This window comes from Paenibacillus sp. FSL H8-0259 (assembly GCF_037963255.1).
Taxonomy (GTDB): Bacteria; Bacillota; Bacilli; order Paenibacillales; family Paenibacillaceae; genus Paenibacillus_AQ; species Paenibacillus_AQ phytohabitans.
In genome coordinates, this window is record NZ_CP150147.1 from 7,877,728 (window position 1) to 7,898,293 (window position 20,566).

The window sequence follows — 20,566 nt, forward strand, 5'->3', positions numbered from 1 at the left end:
AGCAATATATCTTGGACCTATAACTTATATATCGCAAAGAACCGCCTGCAGGAGCCGGCCGGCCGATCATATCACTGATCAGCAGCTACCGCAGGCGGTTGTCTGTATAGTTATATCATTCTCCGGAAGCTGTGAGTCCGGCCAGCCAATCCCTGGCCGCTTCAGCTTCGGCTGTGCTCAGGCGGTGTCCCTGATTGCCCCAGTGCGAGGTGACTTCGGCTCCCGCGCCGCTCAGCAGGGATTCCAGCTCACGTGTCTCTTCGGAGCGGATGATCGGATCATTGGTTCCTGCCCCGATAAAGACCGGAACCCCCTGCAGCGACGGAATCGCAAGGCCGCGCAGCGGCACCATCGGATGCAGCAGCACTGCCGCGCGGAAGATGCCTCCGTAATGGAAGAGCAGGCTGCCGGCGATATTCGCACCGTTAGAGTAGCCGACTGCAACCAGATTATCGGCATCGAATCCGTACTTCGCTGCAGCCTCGTCCAGGAACTGCTTCACCTCATGGGTGCGGAAGATCAGATCCTCCTCGTCGAAAATCCCTTCAGCCAGCCGCCGGAAGAAGCGCGGCATGCCATTCTCGAGTACATTCCCGCGGATGCCCAGCACCGAAGCGTCGGGAGCCAGCAGCCCGGCCAGCGGCAGCAGGTCATGCTCGTTGCCGCCTGTGCCGTGGAATAATACCAGCGTCGGCTGAGTTACATCCGTACCTTGATGGAATACATGCGTCATATTCATTTCTGATTCACCCCGATTTCGCGGATTTCAAATGGGCTTAAATTATCTTCTATCGCCGCACGCTGCGGTTCAAACCATGCCGGAAGCATCAGCTTCTGTCCCAGCGCGTCCGGTGCTTCATCACGGGCAAAGCCGGGAGGATCGGTCGCAATCTCGAACAGGATTCCGCCTTCTTCACGGAAGTAGATGGCATTGAAGTACTGGCGGTCCTGCACCGGAGTCGGCTGGTAACCATGGCTCTGTACGCGGCGGCCCCATTCCAGTTGCTCGGCATCATCTTTGGCGCGCCAGGCGATGTGGTGGACGGTACCTGTGCCGCCAGCCCCCTGCGGAACCGGAGTAGACTTCAGATCGATAATATTCCCGATATCACCGGCAGCTCTGTACCGGATGTAGCCGTCACCTTCAGCAATCCGCTCCATTCCCAGCGTACGGGAGAGAGTGTCTGCTGTTTTGTCCGGGGCAGCGCTGTAGAGAACAGCACCTCCGAAGCCTTTGATCGCATGTTCTACAGGTACTCCGGCGAAGGACCAGGTGCTCAAGGAACCCTCTTCACGTTCCACCAACTCAATCCGCAAACCGTCGAAGTCCGCGAAGGAGAGATAAGACTCGCCGATCCGGCTTACCTTGGTAACCGGAATCTGATAAGCGGCCAGCCGCTGCTCCCAGAACCCGATGGAGCCTGCCGGCACAGCATAAGTGGTTACGCCAACCTGACCGCCGCCGATTCTGCCCTTGCGTCCGGTAGACCAGGGGAAGAAGGTAATAATGGTGCCCGGTGCACCCTGCTCATTGCCGAAGTAGAGATGATAGACGTCGGGTGCGTCGAAGTTGATGGTTTTTTTGACAAGGCGCAGTCCGAGAATTCCGGCATAGAAATCAGCGTTACGCTGAGCGTCTCCTACAAAAGCGGTGATATGATGAATTCCTGCAGTTTGCATAGTCATGATTATTACCTCCTGAAATTGGGTGTGTTGTACAACCTGTTCTTTTGTAAAATGAGGATGCTATCTTGACGTCCGCCCTGGGCAGCCGCCCGCTGTCTGTGGAGCAGGCCGCCTGGCGTACCGGCTATTATTTAAAGAAAAGTGCATCAAGTGAAATCGAACCCGGACCCGCCAGAGCCACCCCGACCGCAACCACCAGTACCGTTAATGGAAACTCGATCCCGTTAGCTGTAGACCAGAACCCGTTAGGAGCATGGACTTTGACTATTGCGCCAAGCATGGTTGCGGCAATCAGCACAGCAGCTACCGGAGTCAACAGACCGAGTGTGAACAGCAGTCCTCCGACCAGCTCCATCAGTCCTGCCAGCACCGCCATACGTACGCCGGGCTTAATGCCGATCGACTCCATCCAGCCGCCTGTGCCTTTGGGGCCGTAGCCGCCGAACCAGCCGAACAGCTTCTGTGCACCATGCCCGATAAACGCTACACCAATTACCAATCTCATCAACAATAAACCTACACTAACCATTTTAAACACTCTCCATTCTCTCGATTTTAATTATCTTAACGTTAAGATATTAGGTAAAAATTTTTGGTCCTGCTGATCTATATATAATTACCGGTTACATCCGGGGACTTAGCTTGATCATCAATGCCTCATCCCGCTGCTAAAGCTGACTGTCATCTATCGGGTTCCGACCTGCTGTTCAGGTACCTGCTGTGCTATTCCCGGTCTTCTATACACCCTTGCCCAGCTTCTTCAGCAGTTGAGTGGCCTGAGCCTTCTCTTCACTGTCCAGCCCGCCCATCAGGCTGTGTATGGAACTGACATGACGGGGAAAAATATCATCGAACAGCTCGCGCCCCGCTTCCGTAATCTCGGCATAAGTCACACGGCGGTCGTCCTCGCATGGAACGCGCTTCAGCAGTCCGCGCTTCTCAAGCTTGTCAATGTTGTAGGTGATGCTGCCGCTGGTGACCAGAATCTTCTCGCCAATCTGCTGCAGTGGAATCCGCGTTCTATGATACAGGACTTCCAGCACCATGAACTCCGCCGATGCCAGCCCGTGGCTCTTCATATCCTTCACCGCCTGATCCATCAGGCTCTTGTAAGCCTTGGACAGAACAACGAATAATTTCAGTGATGCCGCCTGCTCCTGATCGATTGTACTGTCAGCTGCTGTACCTGCTGTGTCATTATTGCCGCTCATTATGTGCACCTCCTGTCGTGTTCGCGTTTATCTTTAAGTTAATTATCTTTAAGTTAAGATAAATATACAGCATGACGATTTCATTGTCAACTGATTAGGGGAAGATTTTTTATATACCAGAGTATATGGTGACTATATAGGAAGTTGTGTGAAAATACTCAGGGATTAACGGGGGATTACTGAGGGAAGGGATTGATGGAGTAACTTGGTGAGCGCTGGGGGAGTATTGATTGGAGTGCTGATGGAGTGCTGATGTAAGTATAGAGCGAGGTACTAAGGAAGGCTTAGGGGATTAATTTTCGATTAATAGCTTTCGGTCTCCCACCAGACGTCTTGGTTGAACTCCGAATTGCTGGTTGTATAGAGTGAGGCTATCGCTCAAATTTTAACTGTAGTTTGTACAACTAAAAAGACCTATTTCTGCGCAGGAGCAGTTTTAATTGCACTTTGTACACTTATAAAACGCTACTATGCCGTATAAGAGCAGTTTTCCTAATTATAATTGTACGGAATACAGTTATCCTTGCTGATATGGCTTTTCGCTGTCTTTTAACTGCACAAAATACAATTATCCGCTATGCGCTCCGCATTGCCTTCCCCAGATAACCCTCTGGCGCAATGGTCTGTCCCACATGCCAAGTACATTTAAAAGTTCCATCGGTAAAGTCTGTTGTATTTCATACAATTGATTTCCAGATTCCTGCTCAAAGCCGCCGGTTCCACAGTATTCTGCTGTACAGAGTGCTATAGATTCTAATTTCCGGCGGATTTTAGAGCCATCTGCTGTACATAGTGCAATAGGGAATAGAATCCAATCAGGATTGAGCTTAGGATGATTCAATTACAGTTGGATTAAACATCTGTTTCGGAAACTCCTTCAGATCAATCTAGATACAGCTTGAGTTCACTTGATAATGAAAGATTACAGCAAGGACTCGGTTTGACCTCACTCCCAAAACGGCGTATCCTTTTGGGTGCGAATGTAAGGAAGCAGTTCATTACATATAAAGGAGGCAACACCTGGATGGATTCAACGGAACTACCGGAATGGGATGCCCGGGGCCGCGATATAGCGGAAGGGAATTCTGCTGAACTGGGTACAGCTGAGCAGGATTTAGCAGTGCGGGATTCTGCGGAACGGGGTACAGCAGTGCGGGATGGAGCGGTGCGGGATTTTGTTGAGCGGGATTCAGGCGTGCAGGACGGAGCAATGCGGGACGCGTCCGGCATTGCTGCCCGGCTTATTCCGCCGGGCGCTAACGTGCTGATCGTGACCGCTGTCGCAGCCGAGCGGGATGCCGTCCTGCGCGGCCTGCAGGGCAGCCGCAGGTTCCATGTCATCGCAGCGGGCGCCGGCACCGCTGCGGCTGCGGCGGGCACCGCCGCCGCTCTGGCAGCCGGCTCCTACGGCTGTGTCATCAGCGCCGGGATCGGCGGCGGCTTCCCCGGCCGTGCACCCGTAGGCTCGCTGGTCGTCGCCAGCGAGATGCTTGACGCGGCCCTCGGCGCAGAGACGCCGGAGGGCTTCCGCAGCGCTGCCGAGCTTGGCTTCGGCAGCGTGTCCGTGCCTGCGCCGGGCGGCACGGTCCAGGCCCTTGCGGCCGCGCTGGCAGCGGCCGGGCTTGCGGTAAGCACGGGCACCGTGCTTACCGTATCGACCGCGACCGGCACCGCCGGGACGGCCGCGGAGCTTGCCGCGCGCCATCCGCAGGCGGCGGCGGAAGCGATGGAAGGCCACGGGGTCGCCGTGGCCGCCAAGGCCCTGGGGATCGCAGCGCTGGAGCTGCGCGCGATCTCGAACCCGGTCGGCCCGCGCGACCGGGCCGCGTGGAAGATCAAAGAAGCCCTGGACGCCCTCACAGCGGCAGCGGCTATTCTACTGGAGGTGCTGTAATGACAACCGAACTTCATATTGCTTTTTCTCCATGTCCGAATGATACCTTCGTATTTCATGCCTGGGCGCACGGGCTGGTACCGGATGCACCCAAGCTGGAGGTGACCTTTGCCGATATTGATATCACCAACGGACTCGCGGCAGACGGCGCCGGTCCGGAAGTGCTTAAGATCTCCTACGCCGCGCTTCCCTGGGTGCTGGATAAGTACAAGCTTCTGCCTTGCGGCGGTGCGCTTGGACGGGGCTGCGGCCCGCTCGTACTGACGCGCAAAGGCGCAGGCGCCATCAAACATCCGCGTCAGCTATCCGGCCGCAGAATAGCCGTGCCAAGCGAGCGCTCCACCGCCTATCTGCTCTTCCGGCTATGGGCTGCGCAGCAGGTGCCGGACGGCCCGGCCGAGATCGTCGTCATGCCCTTCGATGAAATCATGCCTGCTGTACAGAATGGCACGATTGATGCCGGGCTGGTCATTCATGAAGCCCGCTTCACCTACCCGTCCTATAATCTTAACCTGCTGACTGACCTCGGCAGCTGGTGGGAAAGCGACACCGGCCTGCCTATTCCGCTCGGCGCGATCATCGCCCGCCGGGATCTGGACCACGAGTCCATTACCGGCTGGATCCGCAGCTCTTTGCAGTATGCCTGGGATCATCCCCTGGACTGCCAGGAATATGTCCTGAGCCACGCCCAGGAGCTCTCCCCGGAAGTAGCCAAATCGCATATCGATCTTTATGTCAACGAGTTCACGATGAACCTGGGCGAAGACGGCTACGCAGCAATCTCTGCCCTGCTGACCCGTGCCGCTGCCGAGGGTCTCGTGCCTGTCATTGATCCGGAGCTGTTGCGCTAGCTTGGACTAATTAGATTAAGGAACAAACAAAACTCATATGGAGGCTGATTCCTATGATTCCTGCAGGCAACAGCAAGCCTAATATTGACCGCTTCTTGGGATATCAGGACGAATACGACCGTTACCGGCCCGAAGCGCCGCCGCTGGTTATTGAGCTGCTGAGTAATTACCTGGGCCGCCGTCCGGCCGTGGTCGCTGATATAGGCTGCGGCACCGGTCTGTCCACCTTCCTGTGGAAAGATGCCGCCGACTCCGTAACCGGAGTGGAGCCTAACCCGGATATGCTGGGCAAAGCGCAGGAGAAGCTGGACCGCCTGCACAGCGGGACTGAATCCGTATCTTTTGTCCAAGGCTACTCCAATCAGCTTCCCTTCGCCTCAGAGGGCGTCGACATCATCACCTGCTCGCAGTCATTCCACTGGATGGACCCGGCCAGCACACTTCAGGAAATCTCCCGCTGCCTGAGTCCCGGCGGAGTGTTCGCTGCCTATGACTGCGATTGGCCTCTGGTACTGAACCCTGCTATTGAAGCCCGTTACAATGGGCTGATCGCCACTTCGGATGACCTGCTCGCCGGGCTTCAGCCCGATGCCGAACAGGCCCGTAAATGGGACAAGGAAGGACATCTCGGCCGGATCAAAGCCAGCGGATGTTTCACTTACGCGCGAGAAATCGTTTTTCACAACACAGAAGCCTGCGATGCAGAGCGCTATATCGGCCTTGCCCTCAGCCAAGGCGGAATGCAATCGGTTCTGAAGCTTAGCCCGGCCTCACTTGAGCAAGATATTGCCGAGTTCTCGGCAGAGGTTAAGAACTACTTCCGAGGCCGGACATTGCAGGTGCTGATTAGCTACCGGATGCGGATCGGCGTGAAATAGAAACTTTTCCTGCTATATTCTAGTCAGAATCAAGCTTGTAAACTATACTTAATAACAGCGAGACGAAGAACGTCCCGGTTTTCCCCAATTGGGGGAGCCGGGGCGTTTTCTATTTTCACGGGGAGGTTGGAGCGTAATGATATTCGAAGAAGCACATCTGCAGTTTATCAACGGACATCTGGGCAGCAGGCCTGAGGGAGAACGGCGGGCACGATTGGAGCGGGGGCACCGGCATGCCGAGGTTCTGTTCCTGAGGAACATCTGGTGGCCTCTGCGGGGCCACTTTGGCGGACTTCATCCGGAGTATGAAGTCATGGACTGGCGGGGAAGATCTTATTTTGCAGATTTCGCCTGGTTACCGGGATACGTGAAGCTGCTCATCGAGATCAAAGGCTATGCCTCACATGTACGCGATATGGACTGGACTAAATACTGCGGCGAACTTAACCGGGAAACGTTCCTGTACGCCATGGGCTATCATGTGATTTCATTCGCGTACGATGATGTTGAGCAGCGCCCTGAGCTTTGTATGACCCTACTGCGGCTCGTACTGGGCAGATATCAGCCTGCCGAGGCACCTGTGTCACGTGTACAACTAATGGAGCAGGAGGTAATCCGGCTGATTATCCAGCTGGCCCGGCCCATCCGCCCGCAGGATGTGAAGGAACATTTCTCTGTCGATTACAGAACCGCAGTCCGGACGTTACACAATCTGGCTGACAAAGGCTGGCTCCTTCCCGTCCCCACCAGTATTCAGGAACGGACCGCACGGTATGAGCTGAAACGCAGTGTGCTTGAATATTTTAATTAGTCTCATAAGGAGCAATCTACTTGCGGTTCCGCAGCAGACCAAATTTAATGTAACGACTGCGGGCAGCGGACCAGCATTAATGCGATCCGTTGCGAGGCCGTAGACTGACGTAGATGAACATTGCAACATCAAGTGGATCACCACTATACTTTGTCCGCTCGACGTTTGCCCAGTAACATGTATCCGAAAAGTACGCTGAGCTTTAACCAGAACCGCCAGCAACGTTCAGGTGGATCGTTGAACCCGCTGCTGGCTGTAGGCTATAGTACCGCGAATCAACTGCTGTAACAGTAAGTGGAAAAAGGTAACTTAATTTATCGATTTCGTAGGATCGTGGGCAAGCAAGTGGAAAAACAGCAACTAATTTGGGTGATTTCAGCTACTTGGGGTGAAATGTAATAATTTAAGTGCTGTTTATCCAACTGCTGTATTCGCAGGGTTTATTTGTTCATCAGCAAGTGGAGAAAATCCAACTAACACTGCCTCCTATAGCTTCAGTAGCCGGTGAGGGAGCCATGCAATTCTCCAACAAGTCATGTCCCTCACCTGTGCTCTGACCCTAACCTTCAGCTTCGCCCTTCTAGGCAACCCCTCTGACCCTCGCCTTTCAGCTTCATCCTTCTCCCCTTCCTCTAGCCTCAGCCCTCCAGCTAACTCTTTCTCTTCAATCCCTCTAGCCTTAGCCTCCCCCCCTTTCTCTCCCTCCAACTTCACCCTTCTAGCCCAATCCCTCTAGCCTTAGCCCTCCAGCTTCCCCCTTCTCTCCCTCAAGCCCTAGCCCCCAGCTTCACCCCTCTAGCCTTAGCCTTCCAGCCTCCCCCTTCTAGCCCAATCCCTCTAACCTTATCCCTCCAGCCTCCCCTTCTCTCCCTCCTTCTCACCTCCCCCTCCAGCCCCATCCTTCTAGCCCCTCCCTCCAGCAACAAAAACACCCGCATGCGAAACCTCCGCATGCGGGCACTCAATGACCGGCAACCTACTTCTTATTCATCTTAAACTTCAGGAACAGCTCGTTATAATGGGCAAGCATCCGCTTGCCGAGGTTATCGTAGACCTCCAGCCGGTCTGTGATCTCGGCGGGCGGGTAGAAGCGCTTGTCGCCGGAGATGTCCTCCGGCAGCAGCTCAAGGGCGGGAACGTTCGGCGTAGAGTAGCCGACGTATTCCGTATTCTGCGCCGCCACATCCGGGCGGAGCATGAAGTTGATGAACTTATGTGCCCCTTCGATATTGGCTGCTCCTCGCGGAATGACCATGTTGTCGAACCATATGTTCGAGCCTTCCTCCGGCACCACGTAATCCAGCTTGTCGTTCTCATCCATAATCTCCGAAGCATCACCGGACCAGACGATTCCGACAGCCGCCTCTTCGTTCGCCAGCAGCATCTTGATCTCGTCGCCAACGATCGCCTTCACATTCGGCGACAGCCGGTTCAGCTTGGTCAGAGCTTCCTGCAGATGCTCTTCATTCCTGTCATTGACGGAATAGTGCAGACTGTTCAGCGCCATGCCCATCACCTCGCGTGCTCCATCGACCAGGAAGATATTATTGTCCAGCCGCTTATCCCACAATGAATCCCAACTGCTGAAATCGATGCCCTCCGTCATCTCGGGGTTGTAGATGATACCTACCGTCCCCCAGAAATAAGGCACCGAATACAGGTTGCCGGGATCAAAGGACAGATCCATAAATTTGGAACCGATATTGGCCAGATTCGGAAGCTTACTGTGATCCAGCGGCAGCAGCAGCTTCTCTTCCCGCATCTTAGCAATGGCATAGTCGGAAGGGACCACGACATCGAAGACCGTACCGCCCTGCTCAACCTTGGTCAGCATCGCCTCATTGGAGTCAAAGGTCTGGTAGATCACTGTAATGCCCGTTTCCTCCTGGAACTGCTCCAGCAGCTCGGGATCGATGTAGTCGCCCCAGTTGTAGATCGTCAGCGTATTGCCGCCGGAATAGCCTTCGGCCGAGTTCAGCCTGGAGGCCAGGAACATCAGCCCGAATGCTACGATCAGAATCGCCAGAAACGTATTTACCAGCTGTTTCATCTAGGCACCCCCGCTTCAGCAACCGGTTCTGCAATATGCATAACCGGGCGGCTCTTCCGCTGGTTAAGGTAGTAGTAGCCTATTACCAGCAGGATGGTGAAGAGGAAGATCAGTGTCGACAGTGCGTTAATCGACAATGAGACCCCTTGGCGCGCCCTCGAATAGATCTCAACTGACAAGGTGGAATATCCGTTGCCTGTTACGAAGAAGGTTACCGCGAAATCATCCAGGGAATAGGTCAGGGCCATGAAGAATCCGCTGAAGATCCCCGGTTTGATGATCGGCAGAATCACCTTCGTCAGCACATCACGGCGCGTGGCTCCAAGATCCCGGGCGGCGTCGGTCAGTGTCGGACTCATCTCCTGGAGATGCGGCAGGATCATGATAACGGCAATCGGAATACTGAACGCCACATGCGAGAGCAGAACGGAGGTGAAGCCCAGCTTGATCCCGACAATCGTGAACAGGATCAGGAAGGAGGCTCCGATAATTACATCCGGGCTGACAATCAGCACATTATTCAGCGAGAGCAGCGTGTTCTTGGCCCGGCGGCTGCGGACATGCTGAATCGCCAGTGCTCCGATGATCGCAATCAGCGTTGCAATTGCCGAGGACAGCAGCGCAATGACCAGTGTGTTAATCATAATAATCATCAGCCGGGTATCGGCCACGACTTCGCGGTAATAATCCAGCGTGAAGCCCTCGAATTCATGCATGGTTCCGCCGCTGTTGAACGAGTAGTACATCAGATAGAAAATCGGCGCGTACAGAACCAGGAAGACCAGCACCAGATAGATATTCGCAATCCCGTTTTTATTTTTGATTTTGTTTCTATTCTTGCTCTTCACGCGCGCCCTCCTTTCCGCGAGCTGCCCGTAAGTATCATGAACAGCGCCATAATGGCGATCAGGAATACCGCTACCGTGGAGCCCATGCCCCAATCCTGTGTGACCAGGAAATGCTGCTCAATAGCGGTGCCGAGTGTAATCACCCGGTTGCCGGCAATCAGACGCGTAATCATAAACAGCGACAGCGCGGGAATGAATACCGCCATGCAGCCGGAGCGGACCCCGGAGATCGTGAGCGGGAATACGACCCGCCGGAACGTCGTCCAGCCGGAGGCGCCCAAATCACGCGCAGCATCCACCAGCGACAGATTCATCTCATCCAGTGCACTGAAGATCGGCAGAATCATGAATGGAATGAAAATATAGACCGATACAAACACAAAGCTGAAGCCGGTGAACAGGATCTGCTGCTCCCCGAGCCCCACCAGATCAAAGAAATTATTGACCGGGCCGAAGGTGCCGAAGATACCGATGAAGGCATATGTCTTCAGCAGCAGATTGATCCATGTCGGCAGAATAATCAGCAGCAGCCACAGCTGCTTGTGCTTCGTGCGCGTCAGCAGATAAGCAGCCGGGTACGCCACCAAGAGCGAGAACAGTGTGATCAGAAAAGCATACCAGAAGGAATTCAGCATCATTCTCATATATACCGGCGTGAAGAAATTGACGTAGTTGTCCAGCGTCAGCTTCCCGTCCAGATCGAACAGGGAATAATAGACAACCAGCAGCACCGGTGCAATAACAAACAACGCAATCCACAGGTAATATGGGATGAGGTAGTACGACTTGCCCTTACTCTTCATCGCTCTCCACCTCGCCGTAAGCCTCCAGACGTTTGTCGAACTCTTCCTCCGTTTCGCCGAAACGCATAACATGGATCGCTTCCGGATCAAAATACAGCCCGATTTCGCTGCCTACCTCCGCCTTGCGGGTGGAATGGACCAGCCATTCGTGGCCGGAGCCGTCATAGCAGCTGATCTCATAATGCACTCCCCGGAACAGCTGGGAATCCACGCGCACCTTCAGTTTGCCCGCTTCTACGGTGGCAATCTCCAGATCCTCAGGGCGGATCACAATTTCCACGGCTTCATTCGGCTTCAGGCCGGCATCGACACACTCGAACCGGTGGCCGTTAAATTCAACCACATAGTCCTCAATCATTACGCCCGGCACGATATTCGACTCGCCGATGAAATCCGCCACGAAGCGGTTGATCGGTTCATCATAGATATCATTAGGCGTACCACTCTGCTCAATCTTTCCGCCGTTCATGACGAAGATCCAGTCGGACATCGCCAGCGCCTCTTCCTGGTCATGGGTAACGAAAATGAAGGTGATACCCAGCCGCTGCTGCATTTCCCGCAGAATATACTGCATCTCCGTGCGCAGCTTAAGGTCCAGTGCCGATAACGGCTCGTCCAGCAGCAGAACCTGCGGCTCGTTGACAATCGCGCGTGCAATTGCGACCCGCTGTCTTTGTCCTCCGGACATTTCATTAATGGCCCGCTGGTCATACCCGACCAGGTTGACGAAGCGCAGCGCTTCCTGCACCTTTTGATTAATAACATCCTTCTTAAGCTTCTTAATCCGCAGTCCGAAAGCCACATTCTCGAATACGTTCAGGTGCGGAAACAGCGCATAGTCCTGGAATACCGTATTAACCTGCCGCTCGTTGGCGGGAATGTGGTTGATGATTTTACCGTTCAGATAAATAGAACCTTCAGTCGGCTCGGCGAAGCCGGCGATGAGTCGCAGAATGGTCGTTTTCCCGCAGCCCGAGGGGCCCAGCAGAGTATAGAATTTACCGCGTTCAATTTCGAAGCTCACGCCTTTGAGTACAGCCTCTTCGTCGTCATATTGCTTAATAACCTGATCAAATGAAATAATAGTGCCTTCCGGGGTAGCTATAGCTAACAACCTCCCTTACCTTATGTAGTACAACCTATTTTACCCGCTTCTTGCGGGAGACAATCCAGAAACAGCATGCTCAGCGCGGATAAGCGACAATTCCTCCCTATGTTCGACAGACTTCAATATATATAGCATATAGGAATAATCCTATATATGCGATAGCTTACATTATTAAATGCATTGCAGAAACTTAACAAGTTCGTAAAAAATGGACCCGGCGGGGCCTGTTTTGAGGTGCTATAATGAAAACGGCTGAAAAACATAAAATTTTTCTTACATTTGCGAAAGAAGATGACTACCATGAACGAGGGGTTACAAGACCGCCTTGAGAAGTTCGGATTATCCCTTTATATGATACGTGTTACCCTTGCTGCATCACTATCCTGGCTCGCGGTACACAGCCTGTATGGCGACCGTTATCTGTACTTTGCGCCGCTGGCGGCGATTCTTATCACCCAGAGCAGTGTCAAAGCCTCCCTCGAAAAAGGGGTGTACCGGCTGCTCGGTATTGTGCTAGGCGGAATCGCCAGCCTGGTTGTGGGCCGCTTCTTCGACGTTGGTGCACTCTCGATTCTGCTGATGCTGCTGCTCGGCATAGGCGTAGCCACCGCCTGCCGGATTAATATCCAGGCCGTTTCACAGGTTGGTGTCACTTCCGTCCTGGCGCTCACCTTCTATCATGACCAATATATCGTCTGGAGAGTCGCCGAGACCTTAATCGGTGTACTGATTGCCTTAATCATAAATATGATTATCGTTCCGCCCAAGGGGTTCGTCAAGGTCAAAGACTTGGCACTGAGGGGCAGCCTGACACTGTCCGATGCCTTAACCGGTCTAACTTCCGGGGGACGGGATGCCGCACAGGCGCTGACCGCGCTTAAGCTTTCCGGTGAACTGCTGGGCAAGAGCAAGCAGCTGCAGAAGGAGCTGCACTTCACGCTCTCCCATTACCAGTGCCGCAAAGAGCTCGGTACGCTGTCACAGGCAACCTCCCATCTCAGCAGGGTGCATTCCTACGTCAAAGGAATTTCCGAAGAGCTCTCGCTGCTCCCTGCCCACTATGCCGCAGCCGACTGGATGACAGAGGTGGTAACGGCAACGGCAGACTGCATTGCCTTATATGGCACCCGGACACTGTCGGATGCGGAATGCGGGCGTTCGCTCCCCGAGAGCCTGCGCCGCGCCCGTGATGTACAGCTGGCCTGGTTCTCTGAGCTGCAGGGCCAATGCCCGCTCGCCGCATTCCGTGATCTTGGCGCGGTGTTCTCGCATCTGAACCGGATTCTTGAAGAGATTGAACGTGCCGATTATGCGGCAATCTCAGCCGCAGCACAACCAGCCAAGGCTGTACCGGCGCGCGCTATACGTTTCATACAAAAAGGACTCTCCCATAAGCTATAAGCTGGGGAGCGTCCTTTTTTTTGGGGTGGGGGCTAGTACAAGTGATCCATTCAACAATTTAACAATTCATCAATTATGTGAAGTTTAGACCGAAGTGAGCATTCCGTGATAGTTGTATTCTGTACAATTAAAAACAGCAAAAAGGATGGCTTTCCTCTGATAACTGTATTCTGTACAACTAAATTTGCCCGAATGAGTGAAACCCAATCTATATAGAGCAGTTTAATTGTATGAAATACAACTAAACAGATGATCGGTTATAAATCAGAGGATTTAGTTGTACAAAGTGCAATTAAGTATACCGCATGTACCATAAGGCGGGGCACTGCGTAATTATTATCTTGCCTTCTTCCGGAATATCAAAAAAACCCATGAGCAGCCTGGAATCTACACCGCTTGTCAGGCATATCAAATCGCCCCGCAAGCAATACTTCTGCTTGCGGGGCGTTCGCGCGCTCCAACAGGACATTATTCAATTCACAGGAAGATATCTCCAGCCCCCGTACGCCGTAATGTTCTCGGCTCCGGCGGCAGCATAGCCTTCGCATATGAAGCCTGTCACTTCCCGGCCGTCTTCGAGCACCACCCGCCCCAGGCCCAGCGGAGCGGGTATGAGCGACGCGAATGCGCCCAGCGATGCCGCCGGCATCTGCCACAGCTCCAGCCCGACAGAGCCTCCGCCTGCCGATTGTCTGAGCAAGCCTGGCTTCGGCGGCACCGTCTGGAGCTTGACCAGCTCATAGCACGGGGCTGTCCGCGCCTCCCGCCAGAACCGGGCACCATGTTCCAGCATCTGCTTCTCCAGCGGGAAGCCGCGCATATGAAGACCGCAGACAGCCAGTGTCATCATACCCGGAGATGCCGTCTCATCATCAGCACCTTCCGGCGGACCACTCTCTCCGAGAAGCTGTGCGCCCGCTCCGGCCAGCAGATGCTCGCTGTCCGCCAGAGCGAACATCGTGATGCCGAACGGCAGGCCCTCCGCCGCATCCCCGGCAGGAACCGCCACGGCTGACAGATCAAGCAGGTTGCAGTGGTTGGTATAGCGCCCCATATCGGAGTTGGCCCCTACCGGATTACCGGCAACCTGCTCCCGGGTCCAGGTTCCGCCGCAGGTCGGGAGCACCAGCACGGCATCCTTCAGCAGCAGCTCCGCTTCCCGCTTATAGCGCTGCAGCCGGTGCATGGCCTGGAACAGGCTTGCGGCCGTATGGCTCCCGGCCGCCCCGGAAGACAAGATGGACTCCGTCACCGGCAGCACAGCTTCACGGTGATTCTCCACGAACTCACCCAGACCGGCCCAGCGCTCGGCTACCCATGGACCCTCGTACAAGATAGCTGCCGCTTCGGAGAACAGCGTACAGTCCACCCGTTCAACCGGCAGCCCCAATGCCTGCACGGCTGCTTCGGCCCGTCCCCAGGCCTCCCGGTATTCTTCGGCATGGGGGCCATAGAACTCCGGCGAAGCCTCCGGAAGCAGCAGCTTCGCCGGAAGAGCGGCGGGCCCCAGCTTCACGGAACGCGACCAGGGGTCGGCTTCATCGAAGCCGCGCGCTGCGCGGTCCACCGCGAGGGCATCCTCCAGATTGTGCGCAAACACGGTGACGCAGTCCAGGCTGGCACAAGCGGGCACTACCCCGCGCACCGGCCAGGCGCCGAGGCTGGGCTTATAGCCGACCAGCCCGTTCAGCGAGGCAGGCACGCGGCCCGAGCCGGCGGTATCGGTGCCCAGGCTGAACACGGCCTGGCCACGGGCAACAGCCACGGCGGATCCGGCGCTGGAGCCTCCGCTGATATATTCCGGGCGCAGGGCGTTATGCGTCTCGCCGTAAGGGCTGCGTACACCGACGAGACCGGTGGCGAACTGGTCCAGATTGCTTTTGCCGAGAGGAATGGCTCCCGCAGCAACCAATCTTGCGACAACCGAAGAGTCATGATCCGGCTGATAAGCATATTCAGGACAAGCTGCCGTTGTGGGCAGTCCCTTAACATCGATGTTATCCTTAACGGCGAACGGAATGCCCCACAGCGGATGGCTCTGCGGGTCCAGCTCCCTGAGTCTCTCAAGAAAGGGACGGATATGCGCCTCGGCAGGCGGCTCAATCCAGATGTTCATTTCCTTGTCGCGTGCAGCGCGGCGGATGATCTCCCGGACCACCTCCTCCGGGTCCAGCACACCGCTTAAATATTGCCCGCGCAGCCAGCCTGCGGTCAGCTTGGCGGGAAATTCAGTTATTGCCGTCATGATGCTTCATCTCCTTCTCTGCGGATCCGTACGTACCCTGCGGCCGCTGCTCATCTCGTGCAGCTTAAGCGCAAGCTGCAGCTCCAGCATATCGTCACCGTCATTCTGGCTGAGTCCCAGCAGCTCGCAGGCCCGTTCTATCCGGTAAGTCACCGTATTATAATGGGTGAACAGCTCGGCTGAGGTCCGTTTGATGTTGCGGTTGCATTTGAAATACAGCTGGAGTGTCTGCACGAGAGACACGCCATGCTTGCTGTCATACTCCAGCAGCGGAACGATGTACTGGTCCCTGTACGCGCTGATCTCCGCAAGCTCCGGCAAATGGTACAGCAGCCGGAAGACACCCAGCTTCCGGTAATCCACATAAGCCCCGCTGTAACCGCTGACCTCGCAGATACGGGCGATTTTGCGGGCGGACTCATAGCTGAAGCGCACCTGGTCGGGACCTTCCGCAAGATCTCCGATGCAGAAGGCGCAGCTCTCCTTGGCAAACACCCGGTTCATCTCAGCCAGCAGTCGTCCCAGCGTTTCCTCCAATGGAATATCCGGCTGCTCCGGAACCGTCAGAACCAATTCTCCTTCAAGGATCGTAAGCTTCACATGCTGAAGATCTCCCCGGGCCCGCACCCGCTTCACCGCTTGCTGCAGCTGCTTAAGCTCCGGCTTCTCCTCCAGCCAGCCGACGGTTACGGCGCGCAGCGGACGCTCAGGAAGCGGGCAGCCGCAGGCCTCGGCCCGCAGCTTCAAATCCTCGGCTGCGGCAATCCGGCCGCTGATCCAGTCCTGCAGGAACTGGTCGACATACTTCAGTTCAACCTCCCGGCGGGCACCGGCGTTGATCATCTCCAGCCCGACCAGTACCCCCACCCGGTCAATGGTTAACTGATCTACAACCGCCAGCTCGCGGTTCCACTCCAGCAGCACCAGCAGGCATTGATCCACTCCCTTGTCATGGACGGACGATACATAGGCGCGGATCCGCCGCTCTCCGACCGTCAGGAAGGTTATCCCGAGACTGCCCTCCTGGCGCAGCTGCATCCATAACGGAAGCTGCTCTGCCAGCTCCAGCGCCTCTGCCTGCGGGGAACAGAGGACCTGATCGGTATCATCCAGCAGCACGACCGGATTATGCAGCATACCATCCAGCGTCAGCAGGAAATCCTCGATGCCGTCGCCATGCAGAAGCTGCTTGGACAGCTTCTGGAAGCGGCTCTGCAGCTGGGAGAGCTCCCTGGCCTCCTGCACGAGCACCCGTTCCATAATGTCACGTACAACGTCGGAGAAGGAGATAGCCGCCGGCAGCTCGAAGATCGGGAAATTAAGCTGATCCGCCAGCTCCAGCGCCCGTGCCGGAATTTCGTCAATATAACGTTTTGTCTTGATCCCAAGCGCGGATACGCCCTTCTGGTTCAGCTGGGGAATAATCTCGGTGATGAGCTCCGGCTGACCGTGGAAGGGGAAACCGCTGGTAATCAGAAATTCTCCCGGACGGACCCAGTCAATCACATCGGGAACCTCCATCACATTGACACGGTTAATGTAACGCCCAAGACCTCCGGCTCCCGCCAGGACCACCGCTTCCTTCAGATCGGGAATCAGCAGGATATCGCTGCAGTTCAATCCGGTGATTACATTGCTGCCCATAGCTCCGCCGCCTTTACCTTAGCTTGGAAGAATACACATCCTCGATCAGAGTGGTGCCAAAAAAATGGTTCGCAGGTACATTCGCCTCGGCCGGTACAAAAATACTGATCTGCTCAGACGGCGAATCCCCCGCATTCGCAACGGAGTGGACTACACCTGCAGGTACATGGAAGGTATCCCCGGCCCGGTAGCTGTACCATTCACCCTCGCATAGCAGCTTGACCTCCCCCACAGTGATATGAATAATCTCCACCACATCATGATGGTGCGGTAATACCTGGCCGCCGACGCCCAGCTTCTCCCACAGAATCGAGCTCATCCGGATGCCCAGACGGTCCGCCTGCGCTGCCGAGACGATCTCCCGGTGGTACAGCTCAATATGATTCGGCATTAACTCCCATGTCATGTCCGCCGCTGTCAGCACTTCCGTTTCCTGTGTATGCATAATCCATTCCTCCATGATGTATAAGTTATAGGTATAGGTTGAAAAAAGCCCGCTATCTGCGGCGGAATACAGCCGCTACCGGCCCTCCGCCTTTTGGCCCCTGGTGCTCGCCTCCGCCGGATACGTAGATCATCGGATCGCCGCCGACATAGGCCAGTACACCGCCGACCACAGCCCGCGCATGCCGGGTATGATTGATATCCGAATCATCCAGCATGATATGGCGCCGTCCGCGGATGACTCCGTCCGGATCAGCTTCAGCTTTGGCCAGCACCTGCACCAGCTCCTCACCGGGATACCGGTCCAGCAGGCCCTGCAGCGCTGCGCCGTCAATAGCATCCTTCATGACTGCATGGTCGATGTGATACGGGCCTTCCGCAGACAGCGAATTGCCGAACACAATCACTTCGCAGTAGGCAAGCTCACTTCCGGCCGAAGTAGACGCCACAGCGCTGAATTTATCCCAGTTCACGCATATATCTTCTTCACTTAAGGTCGAGCGCTCCACTTCACCCAGGGCAACGGCAGTCCCCAGTGCGGATGCACCTCTGGAATATCCCATGGATTTATAGGTATCCTCTGTAACGAGCGATACCTGACGGCTGTGCGCGTCATACATCTGCTCTGCAGTGAGCAGCGGGCATTTAATCTGCACATAATGCACATCCGCTTTCGAGGTGATTCCGGCATCCAGGACCGCCCGGGCCACGGCATCCGCCACAGCGTCCACCTGGCTGAGCCGGCCCAGCTCCTCCGGCCGGAAGATCCGTGTTCTGGCCGTACCGACCGCAAGTGACTTTAGACCATCAGCATTTACGCCCGTCTCTGCCTGGCCGCTGCGGCTAATGACCGTGAAATGCGGGCTGAGCACACCTTCCGTCCCTCCGGACATCACATAGGATATTTCTGCAGGCTGCTGTTCCTGGGACACCCCGGCGAAGAACGCCTTCAGCGCCATAACGGCATAACCCCGTGTGAAATCATTAACACAGCCGTTCCCCTCGGTCTTTCCCAGTACAGCTGCAACCTCTTCGGGGCGGAACAGCCCCTCTTCTATCGCCGCCTGCAGGCCGGACATGTCATTCGGCGCACCAGCAGGGATTTTGATCACCGAGCATTTCATCACAGATCATCGCTCCTTGTCCAGAAAATAACCTTCTTCTCCAGCAGCCCGATACACCAGAACAGCAGCAGGCCGCACAGCGCCGAAGCAATAATGGCCGAGAACATCACCGGAGTATCCATATGATAGGAAGAGACGAGCACCACATAACCCAGCCCCTTATTGGCCCCGACAAATTCGCCGACAATCGCTCCAACAATGGCAAGCGAGGTCGAGATTTTCAGTGCGGAGAAGATATAAGGCAGACTGGTCGGCAGCCGCAGCTTCCAGAAGATTTCGCTTTTGGTTCCTTTATAGGTGGAGAACAGCTCCCAGGCCTCGTATTCAATCGCCTTAAGACCTTTGACACTGTTCACCAGAATCGGGAAAAAGCAGATCAGCATCGAAGCGATGACCTTCGAGGTATATCCGGTCCCCAGCCACACGACAAGCAGCGGCGCCAGCGCAACCAGCGGTGTAGTCTTAAGGGCAATAGCGAGCGGGAACATCCCCTTCTCAATCGGCCTGGAATGAACAAAAATAACTGCAGTAATCAGGCCGAGTATGTTAGCGAGCATGAATCCGGTCAGGGATTCACCCAGGGTAACCAGCGTATGGGACCACAGCGAACCGTCGATGGCCGAGACCACCTGGGTTGGAGAAGGCAGCAAATACATCGGAACCGACAGGAGCCGTACGGCCAGCTCCCACAAGATCAGGAAGCCGAGTGCAAAGGTGACCGGGTACAGGCTGTCCTTGAGTTTGGCTGTCATAGATGCTTCACCCGCTTTCTCAATTCCTTGACGGTCCGGTGGAATTCCGGCAGCTCTTCCATTCCTACTTGACGCGGTGAAGGCAGCGGTACCGGAATAATATCTGTCACCCCGGCCGGCCGGGGTGACATCATCACCACCCGGTCCGACAAAAGCACGGATTCTTGAATAGAATGGGTAACCATTACAATGCTGCTTAGACTTGTCTCCGGACTCTCCCACAGACGCAGCAGCTCAAAGTTCAGCTTCTCGCGGGTCAGTTCATCCAGCGCACCGAACGGCTCATCCATCAGCAGCACGGTCGGATCGGCGGCCAAGGCTCTGGCAATCGCCGCCCTCTGCTGCATTCCGCCGCTCAGCTGATGCGGGAAGTGGTTCTGGAAATCCTGCAGGCCGACCAGCCGCAGGGCACTTTCCGCCTTTTCACGCGCTTCCTTTTTGCTGAATTTCTTCTTCGGGCCCAGCTCAAGGGGCAGCATGACATTCTGCAGGGCACTGAGCCATGGCATCAGTACAGGCTTTTGAAAGACCATGCCCAGCGACAGGTCCGGGGAGGAATAGGCAACCTCCCCGCCTCCTTCCGGGCTTAGCAGCCGCAGCATCAGCCGCAGTGTCGTTGATTTCCCGCAGCCGCTCGGTCCGAGAATGGAGATGAATTCATTGCGGTATACGTCAAGACTGACATTATCAAGCACAGGCACATTGCCGAAGGAAAGAGAGCAATTGCGCAAGGAGAGCATCGTGTCCCGGGTACCGGGATTCTTCACAGGGGCGGAATCCATCTGTTCTTTCATCGATGTTGTCATACCGGTTCCC

The 20,566-nt window shown here is 55.4% G+C and carries 21 protein-coding genes; 5 read left to right on the forward strand and 16 right to left on the reverse strand.

The window, feature by feature from the left end; translation table 11 throughout:
* Positions 1 to 115: 115 nt before the first annotated feature.
* The 4 genes from NSU01_RS33835 to NSU01_RS33850 all read right to left on the reverse strand — a co-directional run bounded on the left by NSU01_RS33835 (position 116) and on the right by NSU01_RS33850 (position 2,897).
* A complete protein-coding gene (locus tag NSU01_RS33835) occupies positions 116 to 733 on the reverse strand; it encodes an alpha/beta hydrolase (RefSeq protein WP_179093504.1) in 618 nt (205 codons plus the stop codon).
* Between the two features lie 2 nt (positions 734 to 735).
* Positions 736 to 1,686 carry a ring-cleaving dioxygenase gene (locus NSU01_RS33840; protein ID WP_076243585.1) on the reverse strand — a complete coding sequence of 317 codons (951 nt, stop codon included), beginning with the start codon at positions 1,684 to 1,686 and terminating at the stop codon, positions 736 to 738.
* A 127-nt stretch (positions 1,687 to 1,813) separates the two neighbouring features.
* Complete coding sequence (locus NSU01_RS33845; RefSeq protein WP_039308226.1) at positions 1,814 to 2,215, reverse strand: DoxX family protein; 402 nt, start codon at positions 2,213 to 2,215, stop codon at positions 1,814 to 1,816.
* 208 nt (positions 2,216 to 2,423) lie between these two features.
* Positions 2,424 to 2,897: a MarR family transcriptional regulator gene (locus NSU01_RS33850; protein ID WP_042140349.1), complete on the reverse strand. Its 474-nt coding sequence runs from the start codon at positions 2,895 to 2,897 to the stop codon at positions 2,424 to 2,426.
* Between the two features lie 1,210 nt (positions 2,898 to 4,107).
* Between NSU01_RS33850 and NSU01_RS33855 the strand changes: the two genes are divergently transcribed.
* The 4 genes from NSU01_RS33855 (at position 4,108) to NSU01_RS33870 (ending at position 7,331) form a co-directional block, all read left to right on the forward strand.
* Positions 4,108 to 4,791 carry a futalosine hydrolase gene (locus tag NSU01_RS33855; RefSeq protein ID WP_076243745.1) on the forward strand — a complete coding sequence of 228 codons (684 nt, stop codon included), beginning with the start codon at positions 4,108 to 4,110 and terminating at the stop codon, positions 4,789 to 4,791.
* A complete protein-coding gene (locus NSU01_RS33860; protein ID WP_042140350.1) occupies positions 4,791 to 5,642 on the forward strand; it encodes a 1,4-dihydroxy-6-naphthoate synthase in 852 nt (283 codons plus the stop codon). Before NSU01_RS33855 ends, NSU01_RS33860 begins: the two co-directional genes overlap by 1 nt.
* Positions 5,643 to 5,695: 53 nt before the next feature.
* Positions 5,696 to 6,520: a class I SAM-dependent methyltransferase gene (locus NSU01_RS33865; protein ID WP_042140351.1), complete on the forward strand. Its 825-nt coding sequence runs from the start codon at positions 5,696 to 5,698 to the stop codon at positions 6,518 to 6,520.
* A 136-nt stretch (positions 6,521 to 6,656) separates the two neighbouring features.
* The gene (locus NSU01_RS33870; RefSeq protein ID WP_076243586.1) at positions 6,657 to 7,331 is read left to right on the forward strand and encodes a hypothetical protein; all 675 of its coding nucleotides are present in this window, start codon (positions 6,657 to 6,659) and stop codon (positions 7,329 to 7,331) included.
* Between the two features lie 486 nt (positions 7,332 to 7,817).
* Here NSU01_RS33870 and NSU01_RS33875 read toward each other — a convergent pair whose 3' ends face one another.
* Genes NSU01_RS33875 through NSU01_RS33900 form a run of 6 tightly spaced genes read right to left on the reverse strand, consistent with a single transcriptional unit; the run spans position 7,818 to position 12,146 of the window.
* Positions 7,818 to 8,039, reverse strand: a complete 222-nt coding sequence (locus NSU01_RS33875) for a hypothetical protein (protein WP_076243587.1) — start codon at positions 8,037 to 8,039, stop codon at positions 7,818 to 7,820.
* A gap of 59 nt (positions 8,040 to 8,098) precedes the next feature.
* Positions 8,099 to 8,269, reverse strand: coding sequence for a hypothetical protein (locus NSU01_RS33880; protein WP_179093492.1), 171 nt, complete (start codon positions 8,267 to 8,269; stop codon positions 8,099 to 8,101).
* 38 nt (positions 8,270 to 8,307) lie between these two features.
* Complete coding sequence (locus NSU01_RS33885; RefSeq protein WP_076243588.1) at positions 8,308 to 9,381, reverse strand: ABC transporter substrate-binding protein; 1,074 nt, start codon at positions 9,379 to 9,381, stop codon at positions 8,308 to 8,310.
* Positions 9,378 to 10,205, reverse strand: a complete 828-nt coding sequence (locus NSU01_RS33890; protein WP_076243746.1) for an ABC transporter permease — start codon at positions 10,203 to 10,205, stop codon at positions 9,378 to 9,380. The genes NSU01_RS33885 and NSU01_RS33890 overlap by 4 nt, the downstream gene beginning before the upstream one ends.
* 20 nt (positions 10,206 to 10,225) lie before the next feature.
* Positions 10,226 to 11,032, reverse strand: coding sequence for an ABC transporter permease (locus tag NSU01_RS33895; protein ID WP_042140354.1), 807 nt, complete (start codon positions 11,030 to 11,032; stop codon positions 10,226 to 10,228).
* Positions 11,022 to 12,146, reverse strand: coding sequence for an ABC transporter ATP-binding protein (locus NSU01_RS33900; RefSeq protein WP_171720783.1), 1,125 nt, complete (start codon positions 12,144 to 12,146; stop codon positions 11,022 to 11,024). Before NSU01_RS33900 ends, NSU01_RS33895 begins: the two co-directional genes overlap by 11 nt.
* A 294-nt stretch (positions 12,147 to 12,440) precedes the next feature.
* Here NSU01_RS33900 and NSU01_RS33905 point away from each other — a divergent pair, with 294 nt between their 5' ends.
* Positions 12,441 to 13,541, forward strand: coding sequence for an FUSC family protein (locus tag NSU01_RS33905; protein WP_042140355.1), 1,101 nt, complete (start codon positions 12,441 to 12,443; stop codon positions 13,539 to 13,541).
* A gap of 472 nt (positions 13,542 to 14,013) precedes the next feature.
* Here the strand turns inward: NSU01_RS33905 and atzF are convergent, their stop codons facing one another.
* The 6 genes from atzF to NSU01_RS33935 are packed head-to-tail and all read right to left on the reverse strand — an operon-like array spanning position 14,014 to position 20,556.
* On the reverse strand, positions 14,014 to 15,786 hold the full coding sequence (gene atzF, locus NSU01_RS33910; RefSeq protein WP_076243589.1) for an allophanate hydrolase: 1,773 nt from the start codon (positions 15,784 to 15,786) through the stop codon (positions 14,014 to 14,016).
* Between the two features lie 6 nt (positions 15,787 to 15,792).
* On the reverse strand, positions 15,793 to 17,430 hold the full coding sequence (locus NSU01_RS33915) for a PucR family transcriptional regulator (protein ID WP_042140357.1): 1,638 nt from the start codon (positions 17,428 to 17,430) through the stop codon (positions 15,793 to 15,795).
* Positions 17,431 to 17,443: 13 nt separating this feature from the next.
* Positions 17,444 to 17,875, reverse strand: coding sequence for a cupin domain-containing protein (locus tag NSU01_RS33920; RefSeq protein WP_076243590.1), 432 nt, complete (start codon positions 17,873 to 17,875; stop codon positions 17,444 to 17,446).
* Between the two features lie 52 nt (positions 17,876 to 17,927).
* On the reverse strand, positions 17,928 to 18,998 hold the full coding sequence (locus tag NSU01_RS33925; RefSeq protein ID WP_076243591.1) for a ring-opening amidohydrolase: 1,071 nt from the start codon (positions 18,996 to 18,998) through the stop codon (positions 17,928 to 17,930).
* Positions 18,998 to 19,750, reverse strand: coding sequence for an ABC transporter permease (locus NSU01_RS33930; protein WP_076243592.1), 753 nt, complete (start codon positions 19,748 to 19,750; stop codon positions 18,998 to 19,000). Before NSU01_RS33930 ends, NSU01_RS33925 begins: the two co-directional genes overlap by 1 nt.
* The gene (locus tag NSU01_RS33935) at positions 19,747 to 20,556 is read right to left on the reverse strand and encodes an ABC transporter ATP-binding protein (RefSeq protein ID WP_083705474.1); all 810 of its coding nucleotides are present in this window, start codon (positions 20,554 to 20,556) and stop codon (positions 19,747 to 19,749) included. Before NSU01_RS33935 ends, NSU01_RS33930 begins: the two co-directional genes overlap by 4 nt.
* Between the last annotated feature and the right edge of the window lie 10 nt (positions 20,557 to 20,566).

Bases quoted from the DNA above. Each gene is read 5' to 3' on its own strand.
- NSU01_RS33880 (WP_179093492.1), bottom strand. From the start codon at position 8,269: ATGCGGGTGTTTTTGTTGCTGGAGGGAGGGGCTAGAAGGATGGGGCTG.
- NSU01_RS33865 (WP_042140351.1), top strand. From the start codon at position 5,696: ATGATTCCTGCAGGCAACAGCAAGCCTAATATTGACCGCTTCTTGGGA.
- NSU01_RS33845 (WP_039308226.1), bottom strand. From the start codon at position 2,215: ATGGTTAGTGTAGGTTTATTGTTGATGAGATTGGTAATTGGTGTAGCG.
- NSU01_RS33850 (WP_042140349.1), bottom strand. From the start codon at position 2,897: ATGAGCGGCAATAATGACACAGCAGGTACAGCAGCTGACAGTACAATC.
- NSU01_RS33885 (WP_076243588.1), bottom strand. From the start codon at position 9,381: ATGAAACAGCTGGTAAATACGTTTCTGGCGATTCTGATCGTAGCATTC.
- NSU01_RS33915 (WP_042140357.1), bottom strand. From the start codon at position 17,430: ATGGGCAGCAATGTAATCACCGGATTGAACTGCAGCGATATCCTGCTG.
- NSU01_RS33935 (WP_083705474.1), bottom strand. From the start codon at position 20,556: ATGACAACATCGATGAAAGAACAGATGGATTCCGCCCCTGTGAAGAAT.
- NSU01_RS33930 (WP_076243592.1), bottom strand. From the start codon at position 19,750: ATGACAGCCAAACTCAAGGACAGCCTGTACCCGGTCACCTTTGCACTC.
- atzF (WP_076243589.1), bottom strand. From the start codon at position 15,786: ATGACGGCAATAACTGAATTTCCCGCCAAGCTGACCGCAGGCTGGCTG.
- NSU01_RS33895 (WP_042140354.1), bottom strand. From the start codon at position 11,032: ATGAAGAGTAAGGGCAAGTCGTACTACCTCATCCCATATTACCTGTGG.
- NSU01_RS33925 (WP_076243591.1), bottom strand. From the start codon at position 18,998: ATGAAATGCTCGGTGATCAAAATCCCTGCTGGTGCGCCGAATGACATG.
- NSU01_RS33920 (WP_076243590.1), bottom strand. From the start codon at position 17,875: ATGCATACACAGGAAACGGAAGTGCTGACAGCGGCGGACATGACATGG.
- NSU01_RS33860 (WP_042140350.1), top strand. From the start codon at position 4,791: ATGACAACCGAACTTCATATTGCTTTTTCTCCATGTCCGAATGATACC.
- NSU01_RS33855 (WP_076243745.1), top strand. From the start codon at position 4,108: ATGCGGGACGCGTCCGGCATTGCTGCCCGGCTTATTCCGCCGGGCGCT.
- NSU01_RS33840 (WP_076243585.1), bottom strand. From the start codon at position 1,686: ATGACTATGCAAACTGCAGGAATTCATCATATCACCGCTTTTGTAGGA.
- NSU01_RS33905 (WP_042140355.1), top strand. From the start codon at position 12,441: ATGAACGAGGGGTTACAAGACCGCCTTGAGAAGTTCGGATTATCCCTT.
- NSU01_RS33835 (WP_179093504.1), bottom strand. From the start codon at position 733: ATGACGCATGTATTCCATCAAGGTACGGATGTAACTCAGCCGACGCTG.
- NSU01_RS33870 (WP_076243586.1), top strand. From the start codon at position 6,657: ATGATATTCGAAGAAGCACATCTGCAGTTTATCAACGGACATCTGGGC.